General features: G+C 63.8%; 17 protein-coding genes. 12 read left to right on the plus strand and 5 right to left on the minus strand.

The window, feature by feature from the left end:
• Positions 1 to 346 precede the first annotated feature (346 nt).
• From M1D87_RS13035 to M1D87_RS13050, 4 genes are read left to right on the plus strand one after another with little or no spacing between them, the layout of a single operon-like run.
• Positions 347 to 9,469 carry an Ig-like domain-containing protein gene (locus tag M1D87_RS13035; RefSeq protein WP_461241471.1) on the plus strand — a complete coding sequence of 3,041 codons (9,123 nt, stop codon included), beginning with the start codon at positions 347 to 349 and terminating at the stop codon, positions 9,467 to 9,469.
• A complete protein-coding gene (locus M1D87_RS13040) occupies positions 9,469 to 10,740 on the plus strand; it encodes a TolC family protein (protein WP_039613506.1) in 1,272 nt (423 codons plus the stop codon). The genes M1D87_RS13035 and M1D87_RS13040 overlap by 1 nt, the downstream gene beginning before the upstream one ends.
• Positions 10,730 to 12,892, plus strand: a complete 2,163-nt coding sequence (locus M1D87_RS13045; protein ID WP_123085885.1) for a type I secretion system permease/ATPase — start codon at positions 10,730 to 10,732, stop codon at positions 12,890 to 12,892. The genes M1D87_RS13040 and M1D87_RS13045 overlap by 11 nt, the downstream gene beginning before the upstream one ends.
• A complete protein-coding gene (locus M1D87_RS13050; RefSeq protein ID WP_061302352.1) occupies positions 12,882 to 14,069 on the plus strand; it encodes an HlyD family efflux transporter periplasmic adaptor subunit in 1,188 nt (395 codons plus the stop codon). The genes M1D87_RS13045 and M1D87_RS13050 overlap by 11 nt, the downstream gene beginning before the upstream one ends.
• A 9-nt stretch (positions 14,070 to 14,078) precedes the next feature.
• Here M1D87_RS13050 and M1D87_RS13055 read toward each other — a convergent pair whose 3' ends face one another.
• Complete coding sequence (locus tag M1D87_RS13055; RefSeq protein ID WP_085720075.1) at positions 14,079 to 14,936, minus strand: LysR family transcriptional regulator; 858 nt, start codon at positions 14,934 to 14,936, stop codon at positions 14,079 to 14,081.
• A 90-nt stretch (positions 14,937 to 15,026) separates the two neighbouring features.
• Between M1D87_RS13055 and M1D87_RS13060 the strand changes: the two genes are divergently transcribed.
• The 3 genes from M1D87_RS13060 (at position 15,027) to M1D87_RS13070 (ending at position 17,416) form a co-directional block, all read left to right on the plus strand.
• Positions 15,027 to 15,440, plus strand: a complete 414-nt coding sequence (locus tag M1D87_RS13060) for a VOC family protein (protein WP_039613503.1) — start codon at positions 15,027 to 15,029, stop codon at positions 15,438 to 15,440.
• Positions 15,441 to 15,466: 26 nt separating this feature from the next.
• Positions 15,467 to 16,735 (plus strand): cation:dicarboxylate symporter family transporter, encoded by a 1,269-nt coding sequence (locus M1D87_RS13065; RefSeq protein ID WP_123085886.1) that lies wholly within the window; start codon positions 15,467 to 15,469, stop codon positions 16,733 to 16,735.
• A gap of 258 nt (positions 16,736 to 16,993) precedes the next feature.
• Positions 16,994 to 17,416 (plus strand): anti-virulence regulator CigR family protein, encoded by a 423-nt coding sequence (locus M1D87_RS13070; RefSeq protein ID WP_421091686.1) that lies wholly within the window; start codon positions 16,994 to 16,996, stop codon positions 17,414 to 17,416.
• 15 nt (positions 17,417 to 17,431) lie between these two features.
• On the opposite strand, the gene M1D87_RS13075 is transcribed toward M1D87_RS13070, so the two are convergent.
• Complete coding sequence (locus M1D87_RS13075) at positions 17,432 to 17,665, minus strand: hypothetical protein (RefSeq protein WP_039613501.1); 234 nt, start codon at positions 17,663 to 17,665, stop codon at positions 17,432 to 17,434.
• A 164-nt stretch (positions 17,666 to 17,829) separates the two neighbouring features.
• Here M1D87_RS13075 and M1D87_RS13080 point away from each other — a divergent pair, with 164 nt between their 5' ends.
• Positions 17,830 to 18,159 (plus strand): hypothetical protein, encoded by a 330-nt coding sequence (locus M1D87_RS13080; protein ID WP_038409613.1) that lies wholly within the window; start codon positions 17,830 to 17,832, stop codon positions 18,157 to 18,159.
• Between the two features lies 1 nt (position 18,160).
• Here M1D87_RS13080 and osmE read toward each other — a convergent pair whose 3' ends face one another.
• Both osmE and M1D87_RS13090 read right to left on the minus strand, forming a co-directional pair.
• Entirely contained in the window at positions 18,161 to 18,517 is a 357-nt protein-coding gene (gene osmE, locus M1D87_RS13085) for an osmotically-inducible lipoprotein OsmE (protein ID WP_015270224.1), read from the minus strand.
• Between the two features lie 50 nt (positions 18,518 to 18,567).
• Complete coding sequence (locus tag M1D87_RS13090; protein WP_182329265.1) at positions 18,568 to 19,803, minus strand: NADH:flavin oxidoreductase/NADH oxidase family protein; 1,236 nt, start codon at positions 19,801 to 19,803, stop codon at positions 18,568 to 18,570.
• A 111-nt stretch (positions 19,804 to 19,914) separates the two neighbouring features.
• Here M1D87_RS13090 and M1D87_RS13095 point away from each other — a divergent pair, with 111 nt between their 5' ends.
• Positions 19,915 to 20,334 carry a MerR family transcriptional regulator gene (locus M1D87_RS13095; protein ID WP_061302349.1) on the plus strand — a complete coding sequence of 140 codons (420 nt, stop codon included), beginning with the start codon at positions 19,915 to 19,917 and terminating at the stop codon, positions 20,332 to 20,334.
• Between the two features lie 166 nt (positions 20,335 to 20,500).
• Here M1D87_RS13095 and M1D87_RS13100 read toward each other — a convergent pair whose 3' ends face one another.
• Complete coding sequence (locus M1D87_RS13100; protein WP_123084180.1) at positions 20,501 to 20,707, minus strand: hypothetical protein; 207 nt, start codon at positions 20,705 to 20,707, stop codon at positions 20,501 to 20,503.
• A 229-nt stretch (positions 20,708 to 20,936) separates the two neighbouring features.
• Between M1D87_RS13100 and M1D87_RS13105 the strand changes: the two genes are divergently transcribed.
• Genes M1D87_RS13105 through M1D87_RS13115 form a run of 3 tightly spaced genes read left to right on the plus strand, consistent with a single transcriptional unit; the run spans position 20,937 to position 23,886 of the window.
• On the plus strand, positions 20,937 to 21,917 hold the full coding sequence (locus M1D87_RS13105; RefSeq protein WP_123084174.1) for a quinone oxidoreductase family protein: 981 nt from the start codon (positions 20,937 to 20,939) through the stop codon (positions 21,915 to 21,917).
• Between the two features lie 13 nt (positions 21,918 to 21,930).
• Positions 21,931 to 22,779, plus strand: a complete 849-nt coding sequence (locus M1D87_RS13110; protein WP_123084173.1) for a TauD/TfdA dioxygenase family protein — start codon at positions 21,931 to 21,933, stop codon at positions 22,777 to 22,779.
• Positions 22,780 to 22,833: 54 nt separating this feature from the next.
• On the plus strand, positions 22,834 to 23,886 hold the full coding sequence (locus M1D87_RS13115) for a beta-keto acid cleavage family enzyme (RefSeq protein ID WP_123084172.1): 1,053 nt from the start codon (positions 22,834 to 22,836) through the stop codon (positions 23,884 to 23,886).
• The last annotated feature ends 129 nt before the right edge of the window (positions 23,887 to 24,015 follow it).

Genomic DNA, 24,015 nt, shown 5'->3' on the forward strand with positions numbered 1-24,015 from the left:
TGCCGGTATCTCGTCTCGGGGCGGCTCGGTTTCCAAGTCGTTCATCGCGATTTTCTCATCTCCATTGCCGGCGAGTTTACATGCCCATGTTCAATTGGATGGGTCGGCAGTGGAGTGTCATCCAATCGCATCTATCAAAATGGGTAAGTTACTCTCCATTCGTATTAATCCAAACAAGATTCTACTTTCGATCAAGAAATCAATTGCGACTGGCGTTCTCGTCAAAGTTGGGAGGGCTCGCAAGTTATTTGTAAAAAAACCGGCTGGCGTTTTATGAGCAGCGTGCTATTTCTGGAGATATGAGCGCGACCGCTCAGTCGTGCTGTAGACAAAAGGACTGTCAGGTATGTCGATTCAGGCCAAGGTATCTCCCCTCGCTCAAAGTGTCACTTCTGCCGCCCCCATCGCAATCCCCGACAACGGAATCCTGACTCTTACCCAGAGCAGCAACATTGTTCTGGACATTGCTCCGGAAGGTGTGTCGGGCTACACGAAGAGCGGTGCCGATCTGATCGTACAGCTGAAGACTGGCGAAAGCCTGCGCATTGCCAACTTCTATGTCGAGGGGCAGCCTGCAAGCCAGTTGTACCTGGTAGACCGGGACAAGCTGCTGGCCGTCGACTTGCCGCCGGTCGCTGCCGATGGGCCGCTGGTGGCGGGTTATGTACCCCAGGAAACGCCGGCCGGGTTCGAGTCGCTCACTGGCGCCGACAGCACCATTGGCGGGCTCAGCCCCGGTGCTGCACTTCTGGCTGGCGCTGCGATCATTGGTGGCGGCGTCGCGATCGCCAACAGCAATGGCGGTGGTGGCGGTGGTGGTGGCGGTGACAGCAGTGTGCCGCCCGATACCTCGGCCCCGGCGCCGGCCAGCGGGTTGCAAATTGCCCCGGATGGCAGCAGCATCAGCGGCACGGCCGAGCCGGGCGCCACCGTGGGTATCGACAGCAATGGCGATGGACAAACCGACGTCAGCGTGGTCGTCGGCCCCGACGGCAAATTCCAGATTCCGCTGAATCCGCCACTGACCAACGGCGAAACGGTTTCCGTGGTGGTGACCGATCCGTCCGGCAATAGCAGCCCGCCCGCTACCGTGCAGGCCCCTGACTTCCCTGATGCGCCGCACATCAACCCGAGCAACGGCTCCAGCCTCAGCGGTACCGCCGAGCCGGGCAGCACCGTGCTGCTTACCGACGGCAACGGCAACCCCATCGGCCAGACTATCGCCGACGGCAACGGCAACTGGTCGTACACACCCGATAGCCCACTGCCCGATGGCACGGTGGTCAAAGCGGTGGTCGTGGATGCCGCCGGTAACAGCGGCCCGCCCGCCAGCACCATTATTGATGGTGTGGCGCCAGCGGCACCCGTGATCAATCCGAGCAACGGTACCGAGCTTAGCGGTACCGCCGAGCCGAACAGCGTCGTGACCATCACCGATGGCAGCGGTAACCCGATCGGCCAGGTGACTGCCGATGGCAACGGCAACTGGAGCTACACCCCGGCGACACCGCTGCCAGACGGTACCGTGGTCAACGCCACCGCGACCGATGCGGCCGGTAATACCAGCGGGCAGGGCAGCACCACCGTGGATAGCGTGGCGCCGGGCGCGCCCACCATCAACCTGAGCGACGGCAGCAGCCTCAGCGGTACAGCCGAGCCAGGCAGTACCGTGGTCCTCACCGACGGCAACGGCAACCCAATCGGCCACGCTACAGCCGATGGCAATGGCAACTGGTCATATCCCACGGATAACCAACTGCCTGATGGAACAGTGGTCAATGCGGTGGTCACGGATGCCGCCGGCAACAGCAGCCCGCCCGCCAGCACCGTGATCGATGGCGTGGCACCTTCGGCACCCACGATCAATCCGAGCAACGGCACCGTGATCAACGGTACTGCCGAGCCGAACAGCACCGTGACCCTCACCGACGGCAGCGGTAATCCGATCGGCCAGGTAGTAGCCGATGGCAGTGGCAACTGGACCTATGTCCCGACCACGCCGCTGGCAAACGGGACTGTGGTCAACGTGGTTGCGCGGGACGCAGCCGGCAACACCAGTGCTCCATCGACCACCACAGTGGATTCGGTAGCCCCGGCCGCGCCATTGGTCGGGCCCAGCAACGGCAACGAAATCAGCGGCACCGCCGAACCGGGCAGTACCATCACCCTGACCGATGGCAGCGGTAACCCGATTGGGCAGACCACCGCCGACGGCAGCGGCAACTGGAGCTACAGCCCTGGTACGCCGCTGGCCGACGGTACCGTGGTCAACGCCACGGCGACCGACCCGGCTGGCAATACCAGCGGGCAGGGCAGCACCACCGTAGACGGCGTGGCGCCGGGTACGCCCACCATCAATCTCAGCAACGGCAGCAGCCTCAGCGGTACCGCCGAGCCGAACAGCACCGTGACCCTCACCGACGGCAGCGGTAACCCCATTGGCGAGGTCACCGCCGACGGCAGCGGTAACTGGACGTTCACCCCAGCCACACCGCTACCCAATGGTACCGTGGTCAATGCCACATCGAGCGACCCGGCTGGCAATACCAGCCCGGCAGCGACGCTCACCGTCGATTCCAGCGCGCCGGCTGCACCGGTAATCAATCCCACCAACGGCGCGACCATCAGTGGTACTGCTGAAGCGGGCGCCACCGTCACCCTGACTGATGGCAGCGGCAACCCGATCGGCCAGGTCACCGCCGACGGCAGCGGCAACTGGAGTTTCACCCCCGGCTCGCCGCTGGCCAACGGCACCGTAATCATCGCCACGGCAACCGACCCGACCGGCAACACCGGTCCGCAGGCCTCCACCACGGTGGATTCGGTAGCCCCGGCGGCTCCAGTGGTCGAGCCCAGCAACGGCAGCGAGATCAGCGGCACCGCCGAACCGGGCAGTACCATCACCCTGACCGATGGCAGCGGCAACCCCATCGGCCAAACCACCGCCGACGGCAGCGGCAACTGGAGCTACAGCCTTGGTACGCCGCTGGCCGACGGTACCGTGGTCAACGCCACGGCGACGGACCCGGCTGGCAATACCAGCGGGCAGGGCAGCACCACCGTAGACGGCGTGGCGCCGGGTACGCCCACCATCAATCTCAGCAACGGCAGCAGCCTCAGCGGTACCGCCGAGCCGAACAGCACTGTGACCCTCACCGACGGCAGCGGTAACCCGATTGGTGAAGCCACTGCCGACGGCAGCGGCAACTGGACGTTCACCCCAGCCACACCGCTGCCCAATGGCACCGTGGTCAATGCGACGGCGAGCGACCCGGCTGACAACACCAGCCCGGCAGCGACGGTCACGGTCGACTCCAGCGCGCCGGCTGCACCGGTAATCGATCCTAGTAACGGGACGACCATCAGCGGTACTGCCGAAGCGGGTGCTACCGTCACACTCACCAATGGCAGTGGCAACCCGATCGGCCAGGTCACCGCTGACGGCAGCGGCAACTGGAGCTTCACCCCCGGCTCGCCGCTGGCCAACGGCACCGTAATCATCGCCACGGCAACCGACCCGACCGGCAACACCGGTCCGCAGGCCTCCACCACAGTGGATTCGGTAGCCCCGGCGGCGCCAGTGGTCGAACCGAGCAACGGCACCGTAATCAGCGGCACCGCCGAACCGGGCAGTACCATCACCCTGACCGACGGCAGCGGCAACCCCATCGGCCAAACCACCGCCGACGGCAGCGGCAACTGGAGCTACAGCCCTGGTGCGCCGCTGGCCGACGGTACCGTGGTCAACGCCACGGCGACCGACCCGGCCGGCAATACCAGCGGGCGGGGCAGCACCACCGTAGACGGCGTGGCGCCGGGTACGCCCACCATCAATCTCAGCAACGGCAGCAGCCTCAGCGGTACCGCCGAGCCGAACAGCACCGTGACCCTCACCGACGGCAGCGGTAACCCGATTGGTGAAGCCACTGCCGACGGCAGCGGCAACTGGACGTTCACCCCAGCCACACCACTGCCCAATGGCACCGTGATCAATGCGACGGCGAGCGACCCGGCTGGCAACACCAGCCCGGCAGCGACGGTCACCGTCGATTCCAGCGCGCCGGCTGCACCGGTAATCGATCCTAGTAACGGGACGACCATCAGCGGTACTGCCGAAGCGGGTGCTACCGTCACACTCACCAATGGCAGTGGCAACCCGATCGGCCAGGTCACCGCTGACGGCAGCGGCAACTGGAGTTTCACCCCCGGCTCGCCGCTGGCCAACGGCACCGTAATCATCGCCACGGCAACCGACCCGACCGGCAACACCGGTCCGCAGGCCGCCACCACGGTGGATTCGGTAGCCCCGGCGGCTCCCGTGGTCGAGCCCAGCAACGGTAGCGAAATCAGCGGCACCGCCGAGCCGGGCAGTACCATCACCCTGACCGATGGCAGCGGCAACCCCATCGGCCAAACCACCGCCGACGGCAGCGGCAACTGGAGCTACAGCCCTGGTGCGCCGCTGGCCGACGGTACCGTGGTCAACGCCACGGCGACCGACCCGGCCGGCAATACCAGCGGGCGGGGCAGCACCACCGTAGACGGCGTGGCGCCGGGTACGCCCACCATCAATCTCAGCAACGGCAGCAGCCTCAGCGGTACCGCCGAGCCGAACAGCACCGTGACCCTCACCGACGGCAGCGGTAACCCGATTGGTGAAGCCACTGCCGACGGCAGCGGCAACTGGACGTTCACCCCAGCCACACCACTGCCCAATGGCACCGTGATCAATGCGACGGCGAGCGACCCGGCTGGCAACACCAGCCCGGCAGCGACGGTCACCGTCGATTCCAGCGCGCCGGCTGCACCGGTAATCGATCCTAGTAACGGGACGACCATCAGCGGTACTGCCGAAGCGGGTGCTACCGTCACACTCACCAATGGCAGTGGCAACCCGATCGGCCAGGTCACCGCTGACGGCAGCGGCAACTGGAGTTTCACCCCCGGCTCGCCGCTGGCCAACGGCACCGTAATCATCGCCACGGCAACCGACCCGACCGGCAACACCGGTCCGCAGGCCGCCACCACGGTGGATTCGGTAGCCCCGGCGGCTCCCGTGGTCGAGCCCAGCAACGGTAGCGAAATCAGCGGCACCGCCGAGCCGGGCAGTACCATCACCCTGACCGATGGCAGCGGCAACCCCATCGGCCAAACCACCGCCGACGGCAGCGGCAACTGGAGCTTCACCCCTGGTACGCCGCTGGCCAACGGCACAGTGGTCAACGCCACGGCTACCGACCCGGCTGGGAACACCGGCCCACAGGGCACCACCACCGTGGATTCGATCGCACCTGCCGCGCCGGTGGTCAATCCTAGCAACGGCACCGTGATCAACGGTACTGCCGAGCCGAACAGCACCGTGACCCTCACCGACGGCAACGGTGATCCCATTGGCGAGGTCACCGCTGACGGCAGCGGTAACTGGACGTTCATACCCAGCACGCAACTGCCCAACGGCACCGTGGTCAACGCTACGGCGACTGATGCCGCCGGTAATACTGGTGCCCCTGGTAGCACTACCGTGGACTCGTCGCTGCCGTCGATTCCGCAGGTGGATCCGAGCAACGGCTCGGTGATCAGCGGTACCGCGGATGCGGGTAGCACCATTACCCTCACCGACGGCAACGGCAACCCGATCGGCCAGGTCACCGCCGACGGTAGCGGCAACTGGTCGTTCACGCCCGGTATACCGCTGCCAGATGGCACTGTGGTCAACGCTGTGGCACGCAACCCCGGTGGGACAGATAGTGCGCCAGCGGTCATTACCGTGGACGGCGTTGCGCCGGCCGCACCGGTGGTCGAACCGAGCAACGGCGCGGAAATCAGCGGTACCGCCGAAGCCGGGGCCAAGGTGATCCTCACCGACGGCAGCGGCAACCCGATCGGCGAGACTACCGCCGATGGCAGCGGTAACTGGTCGTTCACACCTGGCACACCGCTGGCCAACGGCACGGTGATCAACGCCGTGGCCCAGGACCCGGCCGGCAATACCAGCGGGCCGGCCAGCGTCACTGTTGACGCAATCGCCCCGGCTGCACCGATCATCAACCCGAGCAACGGGGTGGTGATCAGTGGTACCGCCGAAATAGGGGCCAAGGTGATTCTCACTGACGGTAGCGGCAACCCGATTGGCGAGACGACGGCCGACGGCAGTGGCAACTGGGCCTTCACGCCTACAGTTCCGCTGGCGAACGGCACGGTGATCAATGCCGTGGCCCAGGACCCGTCCGGCAATACCAGCGGGCCGACCAGCGCCACCGTTGATGCCATCGCCCCGGCCGCACCGATCATCAACCCAAGCAACGGGGTAGTGATCACTGGTACCGCTGAAGCCGGGGCCAAGGTGGTCCTCACCGACGGCAGCGGCAACCCGATCGGACAGACTACCGCCGACGGCAGCGGTAACTGGACTTTCACACCTGCGACTCCGCTGGCCAACGGCACGGTGATCAATGCCGTGGCTCAGGACGCCGCCGGCAACACCAGCACTCCACAGGTCAGCACCACGGTTGATGCCGTAGCCCCGGGCCAGCCGACGATCGAGCCGAGCAATGGCACCGAGATCAGTGGTACCGCCGAAGCCGGAGCCAAGGTGATCCTCACCGACGGCAACGGCAACCCGATCGGCGAGACGACCGCCGATGGTAGCGGCAACTGGTCGTTCACACCCGGCACACCGCTGGCCAACGGCACGGTGATCAACGCCGTGGCCCAGGACCCGGCCGGCAATACCAGCGGGCCGGCCAGCGTCACCGTTGACGCTATTGCCCCGGCCGCGCCGATCGTCAATCCAAGCAACGGGGTGGTGATCACTGGTACCGCCGAAGTAGGGGCCAAGGTGATTCTCACTGACGGTAGCGGTAATCCGATCGGCGAGACGACCGCCGACGGCAGTGGCAACTGGACCTTCACGCCTGCGACTCCGCTGGCCAACGGTACAGTGATCATCGCCGTGGCCCAGGACGTGGCCGGCAATACCAGCCTGCAGGGCACCACCACGGTGGATTCAGTCGCACCTGGCCAGCCGACGATCGACCCGAGCAACGGTGCCGTGATCACTGGTACCGCTGAGGCCGGGGCCAAGGTGATCCTCACCGACGGCAACGGCAACCCGATCGGCGAGACGACCGCCGACGGCAGTGGCAACTGGGGCTTCACGCCTGGTGCGCCTCTGGCCAACGGCACGGTGATCAATGCCGTGGCTCAGGACGCCGCCGGCAACACCAGCACCCCACAGGTCAGCACCACGGTTGATGCCGTAGCCCCAGGCCAGCCGACGATCGAGCCGAGCAATGGCACCGAGATCAGTGGTACCGCCGAAGCCGGAGCCAAGGTGATCCTCACCGACGGCAACGGCAACCCGATCGGCGAGACGACCGCCGACGGCAGTGGCAACTGGACCTTTACGCCTGCGACCCCGCTGGCCAACGGCACAGTGGTCAACGCCGTGGCCCAGGACCCGGCCGGCAATGCCAGCGGGCCGAGCAGCGTCACCGTTGACGCCATCGCCCCGGGCGCGCCGACCATCGAGCCGAGCAATGGTGTGGTCCTCACGGGTACCGCTGAGCCCGGCGCCACCGTCATCCTCACCGATGGTGGCGGCAACCCGATCGGCGAGACGACCGCCGACGGCAGTGGCGACTGGAGCTTCACCCCGGCCACGCCGCTGGCCAATGGCACGGTGGTCAACGCGGTGGCCGAGGACGCCGCCGGTAACACCAGCGGTCCGGCCAGTACCACGGTCGACACGGTGGCACCGTCGGCGCCGCTGCTGAGCATCAGTGCCGATGGTGCGCTGCTGACTGGTACCGCCGAGCCGAACAGCCAGGTACGACTCGTGATCGACGGCGATACCGCCAACCCGATCACGGTAAATGTCGACGGTAGTGGCAACTTCAGCCTGCCGTTCGCGCCACCGCTTATCACTGGCGAGTTGATCAGCGGGGTCACCGCTGACGCTGCCGGCAACCTCAGCGGCCCGGCGACGATCAATGCGCCGGACCTGGCGCCGCCGACGATCAGCGTGCCGGAGGCAGCCGATACCTGGATGAATGCTGCCGAGATCAGCGACGGCATCCAGGTCGACGTGACGATCCGCCCGACCATGCAGGTCGGCCAGGTGATCACGGTCGCCTTCGCCGGGCAGAACGGCTACGAGACGCAGGCAACGCACACCATCACCGCCGGCGATATCCTGGCCGGCAGCGTTACCGTGACCATTCCTCCGGGCAGCGGCATGGGGCCATTCCCGGAGGGCGCCTCCACCGTCACCGCAGACATCAATGGCGGTACTGCCTCGACCCCGGTGCCGTTCACTGTCGACACCATCCCGCCTTCGACCCCGGTGTTGTCGCTGGTGGGCAGCATCCTGACCATCTCCACCGATCCGGGAACCGAACTGACGGTCGAAGTGGACATCGGCGGCGTCACCGCCACCGCCACGGTGACTGCCGACAACAGCGGGCTGGCTTCGCTGAACCTGCTCACCGACCTGGACATTGACCTTACCCTGGACCAGTTGCTCAATGCCCAGGTCTCGGTGACCGGCGAGGATCCGGCCGGCAACCCGAGCAATGTGGCGACCATTGGCGTTGGCGGCAGCATCGAGCAGCCAGTGACCATCGGCAACTTCGGCGTCGATGTCAGCCTCAACCCGCTGAACCCGCGGTTCGGTTTCAGCGGCACCACCGAGCCGGACTCCAGCGTGGTGATCCGTGTCATCACCCCGGCGCTGAACGTCGAGCTGCTGCCGATTCAGGCGGACAGCTCTGGCAACTTCTCGCTGAACCTGTTGAGCCCGACCGTCCTCACCCAGTTGGGGTTGAACATCACCGATATCCTCAACCTGGGCTCGCAGATCTCGTTCAACGTTGTCGCCACCGACACCAACGGCAATGACAGCTCGGCCTACGGCATCACCCTTGCCCCTAACGGGCTGTCGCTGAATATCGGCCAGATCGACGTCAACGGCACCTCGGGGGACGATGTCATGTCCGGGGCGGACGGCAGTTCGGAGCACATCAATGGAGGCGATGGCAGCGACCTGATCTTCAACGTGGGGACCGGCGATCAGGTAGTGGCAGGCGATGGCAACGACGCCATCCAGATCACCTCGACCGACTTCACCAGCATCGACGGCGGTGCAGGCTTCGACACCCTGATCCTGGCCGACGGCATCGACCTTGACTACAACGCCGTCGGCGTCGGTACGCTCTCCAACATCGAGCGCATCGACCTCGGCAAGGGCGACTCGGGAAGCGTGCTGACATTGACGGCGGCGGAGGTCGACGCCATCACCGATGGCAACAACATCCTGCAGATCACTGGCGAGAGCAACGACACCCTCAACGTGGTGGGTGCCGTGAACACAGGAACCACCCAGCAGGTCAACGGCATTACCTACGACGTCTATAACTTTGGCAGCAGTACCCTGCTGATCGAGGACAACACGGTACAGGTCGTGGTCTGATGCGCGGCCTGTCCGTGCTCAAGGGAAGGCGCCGTGGCGCGGGAGCCCTTTGGCTCCTGTGCTTCGGGCTGCCGCTGTCCGCGCCGGCCATCCCTCTCGACCAGGCGGTGCGGGCGGGGTTGGCGATCCACCCGCAGGTGCGTTCGGCGATGGCCGAAGCGGACCGTGCGGGTACCGAAGTAGAGATCGCCAAGGGTGGTTACTACCCCTCCGTCACCATGTCCGGGGGGCCGCAGGAGTTCGACGTTGGCGAGGTCGTCTACGACGTCACCGTATCGCAGATGCTGTATGACTGGGGAAGGGTGACGAGCAAGGTCGACAGCGCCAGCGCCACCCGGCGCAAACTGTCCGAGGCGGTGCTGGTGGCGCGCGACGATGCTGCGCTGGATATCGTCGAGACCTACCTCGATGTGCTTGCCTCGGAGCGCCGGGTGGAGACGGTGCGCCAGCACATCCAGCGCCTCGACGGCATCCGCGAGATGACCCAGGCGCGCGGCAGCGATGGATACGCCGACCGCAGCGAACTGGACCGCGCCAACCTCGAACTGTCACGTGCCCAGGAACAGCTGTCGCTGGAGAAGGGCAACCTGCAGGACGCGCGCAACCAGTACGCGATCCTGGTTGGCCAGGACCCCTCCGAACTGGTGGAGCCCGAGCCGATGTCGCTGCAGCGCTACCTGGCTGCCAGCGACGTGGCGCGGGTGATCCGTGAGTCGCCGTTGCAGCGCAAGGCGCTGGAGGACGCCAATGTCGCCGAGGCGCAAGTCCGCGAGGCCAAGGCTTCGTTGCTGCCGCAGTTGAATCTGGAGGCCTCCGCGTTGCGCCGGGAGATCGGCGGTCGTCCGGAAAGCGACTCGGTGATGTCGCTGCGCTTTCGTATGGATACCTTCCAGGGGCTTTCCAACTTCCGTCGGCCGACTGCTGCGCAACAGCGTCTGGAGTCGGCGCAATGGACGGCCGATGCGATGCAGCGTGACATCCGCCGGCAGTTGCAGACGCTGTTCGACAACGGTGACACGCTACGGTGGCGGGAACAGTCCCTGAGCCAGCAGGTGACGGAGTCGGAGCAGGTTGGCGAGCTGTACCGCGAGCAATTCGAGGTCGGCCGACGCGACGTGATCGACTTGCTCAACGTGCAGCGCGAACGCTTCGAGGCCGAGCGGCAGTTGATCAATCTGCACATAGAGCGCAAGCGTATCGAGTATCGAGCGGCCGCGCAGGTCGGGTTGTTGGGGGCATTACTGGAGAATCGGTTGAATCATGGAAGTTGAACAATCCCCGGATAATGTCGTGACCCTGAACCACGACGACCCGCTGCGCCAGGGCCTGCTGCTGCTGTGCCGGCAATTGGGCCGGCCGCTGGGCGACGCCGAGCTGGTCGACGGCCTGGCACTGGAGCACGGACGCCTGCCGCTGCGCCTGGTAGCCCGCGCCCTGCGTCGCGCCGACATCACTGCCAGGGTCGCGGAGCTGCCGTTGCGGCAGATGGACGCCTACCTGCTGCCGGCCCTGCTGTTGCTCGACGATGGCCGCAGCCTGCTGCTGGTTGGCATCGAGGGTGAGCAGTACGAGGTGCTGGTGCCGCAGAGCGACGGCGGCCGTGAGGGCCTGGTGCTGCCCGCTCTGGAGGCGCTTTACAGCGGCACGGCGGTGTTCGCCAAGTGCCGCTACCGCCCCGATGGGCGGGTGGGCGACTACGCCAGCGGCCTGCCGGAGCACTGGTTCTTCGGGCCGCTCAAGCGGCTTTGGCGCTCTTATGCGGAAGTCACGGCGGCGGCCCTGGTGGCCAACGTCCTGGCCGTCGCCTCGGCGCTGTTCGCCATGCAGGTGTACGACCGCGTGGTACCCAACGCGGCCTTCGATACCCTCTGGATACTCGCCAGCGGAGTGGCCCTGGCGATCATCGTCGACGGGGTATTGCGGATCCTTCGCGGGCACCTGCTGAACGTTCTCGGCAAGCGCCTGGACCTGCAGTTGTCGAGCCTGCTGTTCGCGCGTGTGCTGAGCACCCGGATCGCCGCCAAACCGGCGTCGATGGGCGCGTTCAGCACCCAGGTGCGTGAGTTCGAGTCGGTCCGAGAGTTCTTCACTTCGTCCAGCGCCGCACTGATCAGCGACCTGCCGTTCGTGGCGATCTTCCTGTTGATCATTGCCGTGATCGGCGGCCATGTGGTCTGGGTGCCGCTGGTGGCCTGTGTGCTGATGCTGCTGCCAGGGCTGCTGACCCAGCGCCTGCTGGGGCACCTGTCGCGGCAGAACCTGCGCGAGGGGGCGCTGAAGAACAGCGTGCTGCTGGAAGCCTTCGAACACCTGGAGACGGTCAAGGCCGCGCGTGCCGAAGGCCGCTGCCAACAGCAGTGGGAGACGCTCACCGGGGAACTGGCCGGTACTGCAATGAAGACCCATGCATTGGCCTCGACCCTCAGCTATTCGGCGAGTATCGTTCAGCAGCTGTGCTATGTCGGGGTGGTGGTGTTCGGCGTCTACCGGATAAGCGACGGCGCGATGACCGTCGGTGCCCTGGTGGCCTGTTCGATCCTGGCCTCGCGGGCCATCGCACCACTGTCCCAGGCTGCCGCCATCCTTGGCCGCTGGCAACATACCAAGGTGGCGCTGGAGGGGCTCGACCAGCTGATGTCCGCCGAGCAGGAGCGGCCCGCCGGCAAGCGCTTCGTGCACCGCGACCGGCTCCACGGGCATTACCGCCTGGAGGCGCTGCGCCTGGCCCATGGCGACAGCCCACCGGTGGTCGACGTGCAGGCGCTGAATATCCAGGCCGGCGAGCGGGTAGCGCTGCTCGGTGGCAACGGCGCCGGCAAGTCGACCCTGCTGCGGCTGCTCAGCGGCCTGCTCGAAGCGCAATCCGGCCGGCTGCTGCTGGACGACATCGCCCTCAGCCAGCTCGACCCGGCCGACCGCCAGCGCGGCATCGGCTACTTGCCGCAGGATGTGGCGCTGTTCCACGGCAGCCTGCGGGAAAACCTCAACCTGGCCAACGCCGCGCTGGGCGACGAGGAATTGCTGGAAGCCCTCGATGGCGTGGGGCTGGGCACTTTCGTGCGCGCCCACCCGTTGGGCCTGGACATGCCGATCCAGGGCAATGCCAGCCTCTCCGGCGGCCAGCGCCAGGCGGTGGGGTTGGCCCGCGTACTGTTGCAGGACCCGCCGATCCTGCTGCTTGACGAGCCGACCGCGGCCTTCGACCAGAACAGCGAGAAGCAGGTCATCGACTACCTGCAGAAATGGCTGGGCCGGCGCACCCTGATCATCACCACCCACAAGAAAAGCGTCTTGGCGCTGGTGGACCGTGCAGTGGTGCTGCGCAACGGCCAGGTGATCATGGACGGCCCGCTGAACCAGGTGGTGCTGGGCAACCAGGTACAGGCGCCGCAGGTCGCCGAAGGAGCCGGCCATGGCAGCTGAAAAAAGTTCTGTAGTGCTGCGCCGGCAGCTGGCCGATCCCTTGCTGGCGACCACTCACCCGGTCTATCGCCCGCTGCTCTGGACCTTGCTCGGCAGCGTCTTGCTGTTCGTTGCCTGGGCTGCCTGGGCGGAGCTCGATGAAGTGACGCGCGGCGATGGGCGTGTGGTGCCGTTCAGCCGCATCCAGAAGATCCAGAGCCTGGAAGGGGGTATTCTCGACCGCCTGCTGGTGCAGGAGGGTGACCTGGTGGAGGTCGGCCAGCCGCTGCTGCGCCTGGACGAGACGCGCTTTCTCACCAATTTCCAGGAGTCGGCCAACCAGGCCGGCGTGCTGCGCGCGGCCATCGCCCGGCTGGACGCCGAGGTGCTGGGCAAGGCGGCCATCGAGTTCCCGCCGGACATCGACCCGCAAGGGCCGCTGGCGCGTTCCGAGCGCGAGCTGTTCAAGTCGCGGCGGGACAAGCTGCTCGAAGGCAGCCAGGCGATCCAGAGGCAGATCAGCCTGGCCCAGAGCCAGCTCGACCTGGTCCGCCCGCTGGTGGCCAAGCGTGCGGTGAGCCAGATGGAGGCGCTGCGCCTGAGCCAGGACATCGCTACCCTCAACGGCAAGCTGACCGAGCTGAAGAGCAGCTACTTCCAGGATGCCTATACCGAACGCTCACAGCGCAAGGCCGACCTCAGTGCCCTGGAGCCGATCGTCCAGCAGCGCCAGGACCAGCTCCGCCGCACCGGGATCGTTTCGCCGGTGCGTGGGCGGGTGAACACCGTGCTGATCAACACCCGTGGCGGGGTGATCCAGCCCGGCGAAGCGATCATGGAAGTGATCCCGGTGGAGGACCGCCTGCTGGTAGAGGCCAGGATCAAGCCGCGCGACGTGGCCTTCCTGGTACCGGGCATGCCGGCCAAGGTGAAGATCACCGCCTACGATTTCAGCATCTATGGCGACCTCAAGGGCACCCTGGAGCAGATCAGCGCCGACACCATTGAGGAGGACACGCCCCACGGCAAGGAGTCGTACTACCAGGTGCTGATTCGCACTGACGGCAGCCAGCTCAAGCGCGGCGAGGAGGTGCTGCCGATCATCCCCGGCATGGTTGCCGAGGTGGATATCCTCAGCGGCAAGCGCAGCGTGCTCAATTACTTGCTGCGCCCACTGATCAAGGCCCGTCTGTACTGAGTCGGAGCGTCAGGCCATCAGTACGGATGCCAGCAGCTTGATTGCCGAGGTGCGGTGATGGCCGGCACTGTAGGCCAGCACTATGTCGCGGCAGTATCTTGGTTCTTCACTCAGAATCCGGGCGTTTGGCGATTGCTCCAGCAATGACGGCCATTGCGGTACCAAGGAAACGCCTTGCCCCAGCGACACCAGCAGGCTGATGGCTTCGAGCGCATCAAGGTCGCAAGCCACGCTTGGCGCGAGGCCCAGATCGTCCAGATAGCGCTGGGTTATCAGGCCGCCCCAGGAATCGACGGCATATCGGATATAGGGCCCGGTGGCCAGCATTGCCTGCGCTTCAGCCCGGGAGGCCGCGGCAGGTGCCAACAAGCACAGCGGTTCGCTGCGCAACGTGAGCGTTCTCAACGATTTTGCGGTCTTGAAGGGGGGCGCGACCAGGATTCCCGCATCCAGTTCCTGATTGATCAGCTTGTCATGAAGCAGTTTCGAGTCACCGGGCGTGATGGTGAGCTTTAGGTCGGGCGCGGAGGAAGACAAATGCTCCAGTGCTGCCGGTACAAGGCCGGTGAGGGCGGTTGATATGGCGCCAATGCGCAGTTCCCCGGTCAGCGTGTCGGCGTTGAGGTCGTTCCTCAGCTGATTGGCATGCTCGACGATGCAACGTATCCGTGGAATCAATGCCAGCAGCTGTTCTGTCGGCCTTATCGCGTGTGCTTCTCTATTGAAGAGAGTGCAGCCCAAGTGTTTCTCCAAATTTCGAATACGCAAACTTATTGCAGCGGCTGAAACATTTGCTTTCTTTGCCGCGCCCGCAATGGAGCCGCATTCCACAACAGATATGAGGCTTTCCAGATTTTGAATGTCCATAAGTAATGCTTATGCTCAGGCCAAGTGTCAGTTGGTGTACATGAGTGCCGGGCGGTGTGAGGATAGTGGCTCCGTTCGAGGAGTACCATCATGTTGACACCCTTTCATGTTGCTTATCATGTCAGCGATCTGGATGTGGCAAGAAAATTCTATAAAGAAGTTCTTGGTTGCGTCGAGGGACGTAGCACTGAGACCTGGGTAGACTTCGAGTTCTTTGGTCACCAGATATCTCTGCATGTGGGCAAGCCCTTTGAAACCAGCCGCACTGGCAAGGTCGGCCCGCACCTTGTACTGATGCCCCATATCGGGGTGATATTGCCTCTGGATCGCTGGCAAGCCTTGGCTGAGCGCCTTGGAGTTCTGGGCGTGCAGTTCGAAATCCCGCCGGTCGTTCGTTTCGAGGGTGAGCCTGGCGAGCAGAGGACGATGTTTTTCCTGGATCCCAGTGGTAACCCGATCGAGATCAAGGGGTTCAAGAATTTGAGTGCAGTATTTGCTTCCTAGTATTTTATAAAACAGAGATCAGTCCTGTGAGAATAAAAATAAATTTAATCACGCAAATTGCAATTGGTCTGGCTGTCGGTATATGCGTTGGCGTGTTGTTGAATCATTTTCCCGATTACAAGGGGTGGTGGATCGAACAAGTGCTACAGCCGGCGGGCGACGCGTTTATAAAACTGATGAAAATGATCATCGTGCCGCTGGTGTTTTCCTGCATGGTGGTAGGCATAGCCGGCTCTGGCAAACGCGCATTGGGGCGGGTGGGAACAAAAAGCCTTGTCTATTTCTTTGTTGTCACCGGGGTCGCAATCATTTTCGGTTTGTTGATCGGTAATGTGTTCCAGCCAGGCGCCGGTGCGGGCTTCGCCGTTTCATCGGCGAGTGAAGCAGTGCCACCGGTGCAAAATGGTTCGGCAGGGCTCGGCAAGGTACTGTTGGGCATCATTCCTGATAACGTAGTGGCCGCAATGGCAGAGGCGAAGCTGTTGTCGGTACTGTTCTTCGCAATCTTGTTCGGGGTGGCACTGTCTACGCTGGATGAACCCAGGAAAAAGCCGTTGGTTGCGGTGCTGCAGACGGTGGTGGATACCATGTTCAAGGTCACTCATATGGTCATGGCCTACTCACCGATCGGCATCTTTGCCCTGATAGCTGTCACGGTGTCGACCTTCGGGATTGATTCACTGATGCCGCTGGCAAAACTGATAGCCATTACTTATTTGGCGGTACTGTTCTTCGCGATTGCCGTGCTGGGCCTTGTTGCCAGGGCTGTTGGCGAGAATATCTTCGAGATCATCAAGGCCTTCAAGGATGAACTGATACTGGCCTTCAGCAGCGCGAGTTCCGCCACTGTCATGCCGCAATTGATGGCCAAGACCGAAGCACGGGGTGTGCCGCGAGCGATCACGTCGCTGGTGATCCCGTTGGGCTATTCATTCAATCTGGATGGCGCGTCGCTGTTTGCGGGCCTGGGTACACTGTTTATCGCGCAGGCCTACAATATTGAACTGGCCTTGGCAGACCAGGTGATGCTGGTATTCATCATGGTATTGACGTCCAAAGGCGCTGCCGGAGTGCCCGGGTTCATGTTTGTGATTCTCACTGCAACCCTGACGGCGGCAGGTTTGCCTTTGGAAGGCGTGGCCTTGATTGCAGGGGTATATCGATTGATGGACATGCCCGTTACGGCACTGAATGTGCTCGGCAATGCGCTGGCGCCGATCGTGGTCGCAAAATGGGAAAGCCGCGCTGGAACATTACCGGCTGATGTCGTGGTTATGGAGCAATCATCTCGATAGCAGATGGGCAGGCTCGTTCAGCCAGGCGTTTGGAACGGGAATTGCTGCATCCCTGAAAACCTGCTCATTTGGGGATACGGCCATGTTTCCAGAAGATCTGTACTTCATGTTTCTCTACGCCGTTGCCGTGTTGGCTCTCGATGTGGCAGCCATCATGCTCTATCGGAGTGCCAAGCCCTGACCCGGGTTTGGGGACTTCCACCCTGAACCGGGTTTTGGTCTACAGTGCTGGGACGTCTTCCGTGTAAGGAAACAGCTATGGCAAAGCGTCGATGGGCAGTTATCGCTACCTCGATCGCGCTGGCAGTGGGGCCGGCGCTCACTTATGCCGACCCGGGTAATGGTAAAGGGCAGGGCCACGGCAAGGACAAGGGGCAGCATGGTCAAGGTCACGGGGGCTCGTATGGTGGGCCGTCGATAAACCGTGGCGATGTGCTTGGCATTCTTGACGGGCACCGCAGCTACTGGAGCGCAGGGCCGGCGCTGCCCCCGGGCATTCAGAAGAACCTGGCCCGTGGCAAACCACTGCCGCCGGGTATCGCCAAGAAGCTGGATGGCAGGCTGCTGGGGAAACTCCCTCATTATGATGGCTATGAGTGGATGCAGGCGGGGGCGGACCTGATCCTGGTAGCAGTCGCTACGGGGATCATCTACGAGGTGTTGAACGGCGCACTGGATTGAAGCCTGGCGCTGGTGTCAGCCAGCGCCTTCATTCTTGTCATCCTTGCCGCTACTATTTTCCAGAACGTTAAGTACTGAGCCTTTGTCGTCCGTCACCAGCAGTTCGCTCGAGTGCGTGCCCTCTGTTTGTAGTTCGGCCAGTGGCATATCAGCATTACGAAAAATGCTGCGACCTTGTTCACCAACACTCAAGGTGATGAGTTTTCCATTCTGATAGAAGAAGTGCGTGCGGTTGGTGTTCTTTTGCATGGTGCGTACTCCGAAGGCTATTGGCAGGGTTCACTTTCCCAGCCTTCACGCACCCAGGCTACTGGCAGAAATATCAGGTGGGCCTGTGCTGCGAGACTTTGGTTGATTGGTAAGCCAGTACAACCCCCGTTAGAATGCAGCGTATCCTTGATGGCTAATTGCAAATGTCTATGTTTCGTATCTTTCTCTTCGCCGTGCTGGTCACCGGTGTTGCCGGCTGCGCAACCCCTGGCAAACCCACTGCCAGCAAACTGACTCACAAATCGCCCCAGCAATACGCCGCTTGCGTACTACCCAAATGGCAAGCACTGGCGCCTCAAGCCACGCAGAAATCGATCGCCCACGGCTACCGGCTGACGGCACCCAGCCCCGTGGCATCCGATGATGTGCTGGACGTAGTCGATTCCCACGAGGGCAGCCGCGCGACCTTCTACAAGGGCAGCTTTCTGTCTGGCGACAAATTGCGCCAGGCAGCCAGGGAATGCCTGGACTGACTCAGTAACCCGATCCGCTAGAGCCGCCCATGCTGGGCAGGCGGGCCCTGCGCTGAGCATTGCTCCACTCGGCGCAGGTCATGAAAGCGGTATTGTCCACTTTGCCGGTGCCGTCGAAACTTACGCTGTAGGGCTGCCGGTTGTCGGCCTTGGTCAGCATGTAGTCGAAACAGGTGCCGGGCACCACGGTGCGTTCGGTCTCCGCAGCGGGCTTGCCGCCTACCTGCATGACCTGGTCTCTGCTCATGCCGTTGGTGACTTTCGCCACCAGCGGCTGGTCGTGGTACAGCGCGGAGTTGGACGAGCAGGCAGAAAGCGCTGCCAGTGCAAGGATCAGCGCGTGAAAGGGTTTGTTCATGGCAGTGCTCCCAGCGCGAATGTGCGACGCCTGGCTCTGCGATCACACCATCAATCCGCTCGGCTTTTCATCATACGCCTGTACTGCCGCACCCGCAGTAACGTGCAGCCTTGCTCCAGCAACAAGGCGCGCAAGGGCGACGCATGCGCCTTGGGCCGGCTGCCGGCCGCCAGGCGGCGCATCTGCAATTTCACCAGGGCCATGTAGGCCAGTGCGGCAAAGGCCTTGCGCTTCCAGCGAATGGGCTGCAGTTCGGCGGTTGCCGTCGGCTCGCCGTTCTGCCAGCGCCGGGGCAGGGCAGGCTCGACTGCCAACGCCGTGGCAATCCCAGCCATGGCCACACCGCTGGCCAGCACCTGCTCGACCACCGGCAACCGCCGGATACCGCCGGTGACCATCATCGGCATCTTCGCGATGGCGGCGATTTCCCGGGCAAACTCCAGGAAGTAGGCCTCGCGATGCAGGGTGCGCCCATCGCGGGCATCACCCTGCATCGCCGGTGCCTCATAGCTGCCGCCCGACAGCTCCACCAGGTCCACCGGCAATTCATTCAGCCACAGCACTACCTGGCGCGCATCCGCCGGTTCGAAACCGCCGCGCTGGAAATCCGCCGAATTCAGTTTCACTGCCACGGCGAAACCGGGCGAAACCACCTCGCGCACGGCCTTGACCACCTCCAGCAGCAACCGCGCGCGATTTTCCAGGCTGCCACCCCAGCGATCCTGGCGCTGGTTGCTCAGTGGCGAAAGAAACTGGCTCAGCAGGTAACCGTGGGCAGCGTGGATCTGTACGCCACTGAAACCAGCTTCTTCAGCCAGCGCCGCAGTGCGGGCGAAGCGCTGGATCAACGCGCCGATCTCGGCTTCGTCCAGTGCCTTGGGCAGGGGGAACAGCTTTGACAAATCGCCCATGTCCAGGGCAATGGCCGAAGGAGCCACGGTGGGCTGGCCGAGGTTGGCCTGCATCTGCCGGCCCGGGTGGTTGATCTGCATCCAGAACTGCGCGCCGTGGGCGCGGCCGATGCGCGCCCAGTCGCGAAAACGTTGCAGTGGCTGGCTGGCATCGAGCATAACGCCACCCGGGCCGGTCATGGCGCCAGGGTCGACCATCACGTTACCGGTCAGCAACAGCCCGGCACCGCCCTTGGCCCAAGCCTGGTAAAGGCGCAGCAGCTGGTCGGAAGGGGTCTGGTCCGGGTTGGCCAGGTTTTCCTCCATCGCCGCCTTGGCGATACGGTTAGGGATGACACTGCCATTGGGCAGGTGCAGGGGCTGGAACGGCGTCATGGCGATCTCCGGAAAGGGTTGCCACGCATCAGTTTTTGCGCGCGTGGGCTAGGTTCGGGAAAAGGCTAAGGTTAAAGTCAGCTTTAAGGTCAAGAGGGGAATGCTGCCGCAATGAAAATTGGTGAACTGGCGCGACGCACGGGGCTTAGTGCATCGCGTATCCGCTTTTACGAAGCCAGCGGACTGATTGCTGCGCGGCGCCTGGGCAATGGTTACCGCGATTACCCGGAGCAGGTGGTGCTGGCGCTGGAGATCATCACCTGCGGCCAGCAGGCCGGGTTCAGCCTGGAAGAAATGCGCAAACTCACCGATGCCTCCGGGGCTGCGGCGGGTGGGCATGATTTATTGCTGGGCAGCCTCAAGCGCAAGGTGGCGGAGATCGAAGCGATGCAGCAGCGGCTGGCGCACAACCGCGCGCAGTTGCTGGCGGTTATTGCAGGCATGGAAGACAAGCCGCAGGGGATGGATTGCGAGGAGAATGCCCAGCGCCTGATTGCCGGTTGGCAGCAGGGCGAGGCCACGAACACGTGACCCCTGTAGGAGCGGCCTTGTGTCGCGATGGGCTGCGTAGCAGCCCCGGCAATCTGTGCATCAACGCAAGATCCGGGGGCTGCTGCGCAGCCCATCGCGACACAAGGCCGCTCCTACAGGGATCGCACAGGCGTCTGGATTCTGGGTAAGACAGTTGCGCCCGCGATCAGCCTACATCACCGCGCTTGTTCATCTGCTCACACTGCATCAGCGCATCCGTCCTGCTCGGATAACTGGGCTTGAGCCGCTCCTTCGCTTGGTTGTCGTAAATGTCGAACCCCCCACAAACGGTAGCGGCGTAATAGCGGCTACCCACGCGGAACGACTCCTTTTCGATCGGCACAGCGGGAACGATAACGAATCTTGGTTGCATTTTTCGTGCCTCCCCAGGCAGAGACTTAAGTATTAGTCTGGCCATGGATAACCATCAAGGATACTCATGAATAAAACCTCGTTTTGTTGAACGGCAGGTCGACGCCCGTCCTGTCATCAAATGAAAACCCGCTGTCGTCCGATGCGAAGCACCCCGCACACCAAGGGCATACAGTCCAATCACCCAGAACTGACGCCATGCGTCCAGATCGATGATTGGAGAGACAAGCATGTCCAAAGTCGTACGTTTCCATCAGACCGGTGGCCCCGAGGTGCTGCGCTACGAGGACGCCGAGGTCGGCGAGCCCGGCCCGGGGCAGGTGCGTTTGCGCCAGGTGGCTGTGGGCCTGAACTACGCCGATACCTATTTCCGCAACGGCACCTACCCGATCCCGCTGCCCAACGGCATTGGCGTGGAAGCGGCCGGCGTGGTCGAGGCGGTGGGCGAGGGCGTGACACAGGTGGCAGTCGGTGACCGGGTCACCTACACCGGCTTCCTCAACACCCTGGGCGCCTATTGCACCGAGCGCCTGATCCCTGCTGCCGCGCTGATCAAGCTGCCGGATACCATCGCCTTCGAAACCGCCGCTGCCATGACCATGCGCGGCCTGACCTCGGCCTATCTGCTGCGTCGGCTGCATGACTTCAAACCCGGCGACAGCGTGCTGCTGCATGCCGCTGCTGGCGGGGTCGGCCTGATCGTCGCGCAGTGGGCGCATCTGCTGGGGCTTAACGTGATCGGCACGGTGTCCACCGAGGCCAAGGCCGAAGTGGCTCGCGCCCATGGCTGCAACCACGTCATCAACTACAGCGTCGAGGACGTTGCCACGCGCGTGCGTGAGCTGACCGACGGGGTGGGGGTGAACGTGGTGTTCGACAGCGTTGGGAAGAACACCTTCATGGGCTCGCTCGATTCGCTCAAGCGCCGCGGCCTGATGGTTTGCGTCGGCACGGCGTCAGGCACCATCCCGCCGTTCGACCCGCAGTTGCTGGCGATCAAGGGCTCGCTGCAGCTCACCCGCCCGGCACTGGCCGACTTCATCGCCGACCCGGCGGAAAAGGCCGACCTGGCCGGTGAGCTGTTCGATCACGTCGGCAGCGGGCGCATCCGTATCGAGATCAACCAGCACTACGCACTGCAGGATGCCGTCCAGGCCCACCGTGACCTGGAAGCGCGCAAGACCACCGGCTCGTCGATCTTCGTCATCTGAAGAGGGCAACAGCATGCACATCGAACAACTGACCTGCGCGATCGGTGCCGAGGTAAGTGGGGTCAACCTGGCCGACGCGATCCACGACAACGACCTGTTCGCCCAGCTTCGCGCGCAGTTGCTCCGGCACCGTGTGCTGTTCCTGCGCGACCAGCACTTCAGCCGCGCCGAACACGTGGCGTTCGCCCGCCGCTTCGGCGACCTGGAGGACCACCCGGTGGCCGGCAGTGACCCGGAACATCCGGGCCTGGTACAGATCTACAAGCGCCCGGACCAGCCCAACGACCGCTATGAAAATGCCTGGCACACCGACGCCACCTGGCGCGAGGCCCCGCCGATGGGCTGTGTGCTGCGCTGCATCGAGTGCCCGCCCGTGGGCGGCGACACGATGTGGGCGAACATGGTGCTGGCCTATGAAAACCTGCCAGGCGATGTGAAGGCCAAGATCGAAGGGCTGCGCGCCCGCCACAGCATCGAGGCGAGCTTTGGCGCTGCCATGCCGCTGGAAAAGCGCCTGGCGCTTAAGGCGCAGTTCCCCGATGCCGAGCACCCGGTTGTGCGCACCCACCCGGAAACCGGCGAGCAGGTGCTGTTCGTCAACGCCTTTACCACCCATTTCAGCAACTACCACACCCCGCAGCGGGTGCGCTTCGGCCAGGACGCCAACCCCGGCGCCAGCGACCTGCTGCGCTACCTCATCAGCCAGGCCTACCTGCCGGAGTACCAGGTGCGCTGGCGCTGGAAGCCCAACAGCGTGGCGATCTGGGACAACCGCAGCACACAGCATTACGCCGTCATGGACTACCCGCCGTGCCATCGCAAGATGGAGCGCGCCGGGATCAAGGGCAGCCCCACGTTCTGAGTTCGTCGCCGTCGCTGGCGGCAACCGCACAATAACAATAGCGAGGACTACAGCATGCAATTCTTCGACGATTCGTTGCACCCGGAAAACATGGAAAAGGTGGTGATCACCGTGGCCCCCTATGGCCCGGAGTGGATGCCCGAAGACTTCCCTGAAGACATTCCCCTGACCATGGACGAGCAGGTGCAGAAGGCTGTCGACTGCTTTGATGCAGGTGCCACCGTACTGCACCTGCACGTGCGCGAACTGGACGGCAAGGGCTCCAAGCGCCTGTCCAAGTTCAACGAGCTGATCGCCGGGGTGCGCGAAGCGGTGCCGGACATGATCATCCAGGTTGGCGGATCGATTTCGTTCGCCCCGGAAAGCGAGGGCGAGGCGGCCAAGTGGCTGTCGGACGACACCCGGCACATGCTCGCCGAGCTGACGCCGCGCCCCGACCAGGTGACCGTGGCCATCAACACCACGCAGATGAACATCATGGAGTTGCTGTACCCCGAGTACCTGGAAGGCACCTCGCTGGCCAGCCCGGCGATTCATGCCGCCTACAGCGAAATGACCGTGCCGGCCGGCCCGGCCTGGGTCCGCGAGCACCTGCGCCGCCTGCAGGCCAGCAACATCCAGCCGCATTTCCAGCTGACCGGCATGCATGCCCTGGAGACGCTCGAGCGCATCGTGCGTCGCGGTGACTACATGGGCCCGCTGAACCTGACCTGGATCGGCATCGGCGGCGGTTTCGACGGCCCCAACCCGTTCAACTTCTTCAACTTCATCCACCGCGCGCCGGACGGCTGCACCCTGACCGCCGAATCGTTGCTGAAGAACGTGTTGCCGTTCAACACCATGGCCCTGGCCATGGGCTTGCACCCACGCTGCGGCAACGAAGACACCATCATCGACCAGCATGGCAAGCGGTTCACCTCGGTGCAGCAGATCCAGCAGACCGTGCGTGTGGCCCATGAACTGGGCCGCGAGATTGCCAGCGGCAAGGAAGCACGCGCCATTTACCGCATCGGGCAGCAGTACGACAGCATCGAGCAGACCCTCGTGGCCAACGGCATGGCGCCGAATCGCCAGCCGGGTGTGAAGGGCGTGCCGCAGCGCGGCTGATGCTGGTACAGCAGGCCTGGCCTCTTCGCGGGCATGCCCGCTCCCACAGGTGCGGCACTGGCCCAAAGGTCGACGCAGTCCCTGTGGGAGCGGGCGAGCCCGCGAAGAGGCCCGCAAAAGCAACATGAA

This window comes from Pseudomonas sp. SA233, from assembly GCF_054792385.1.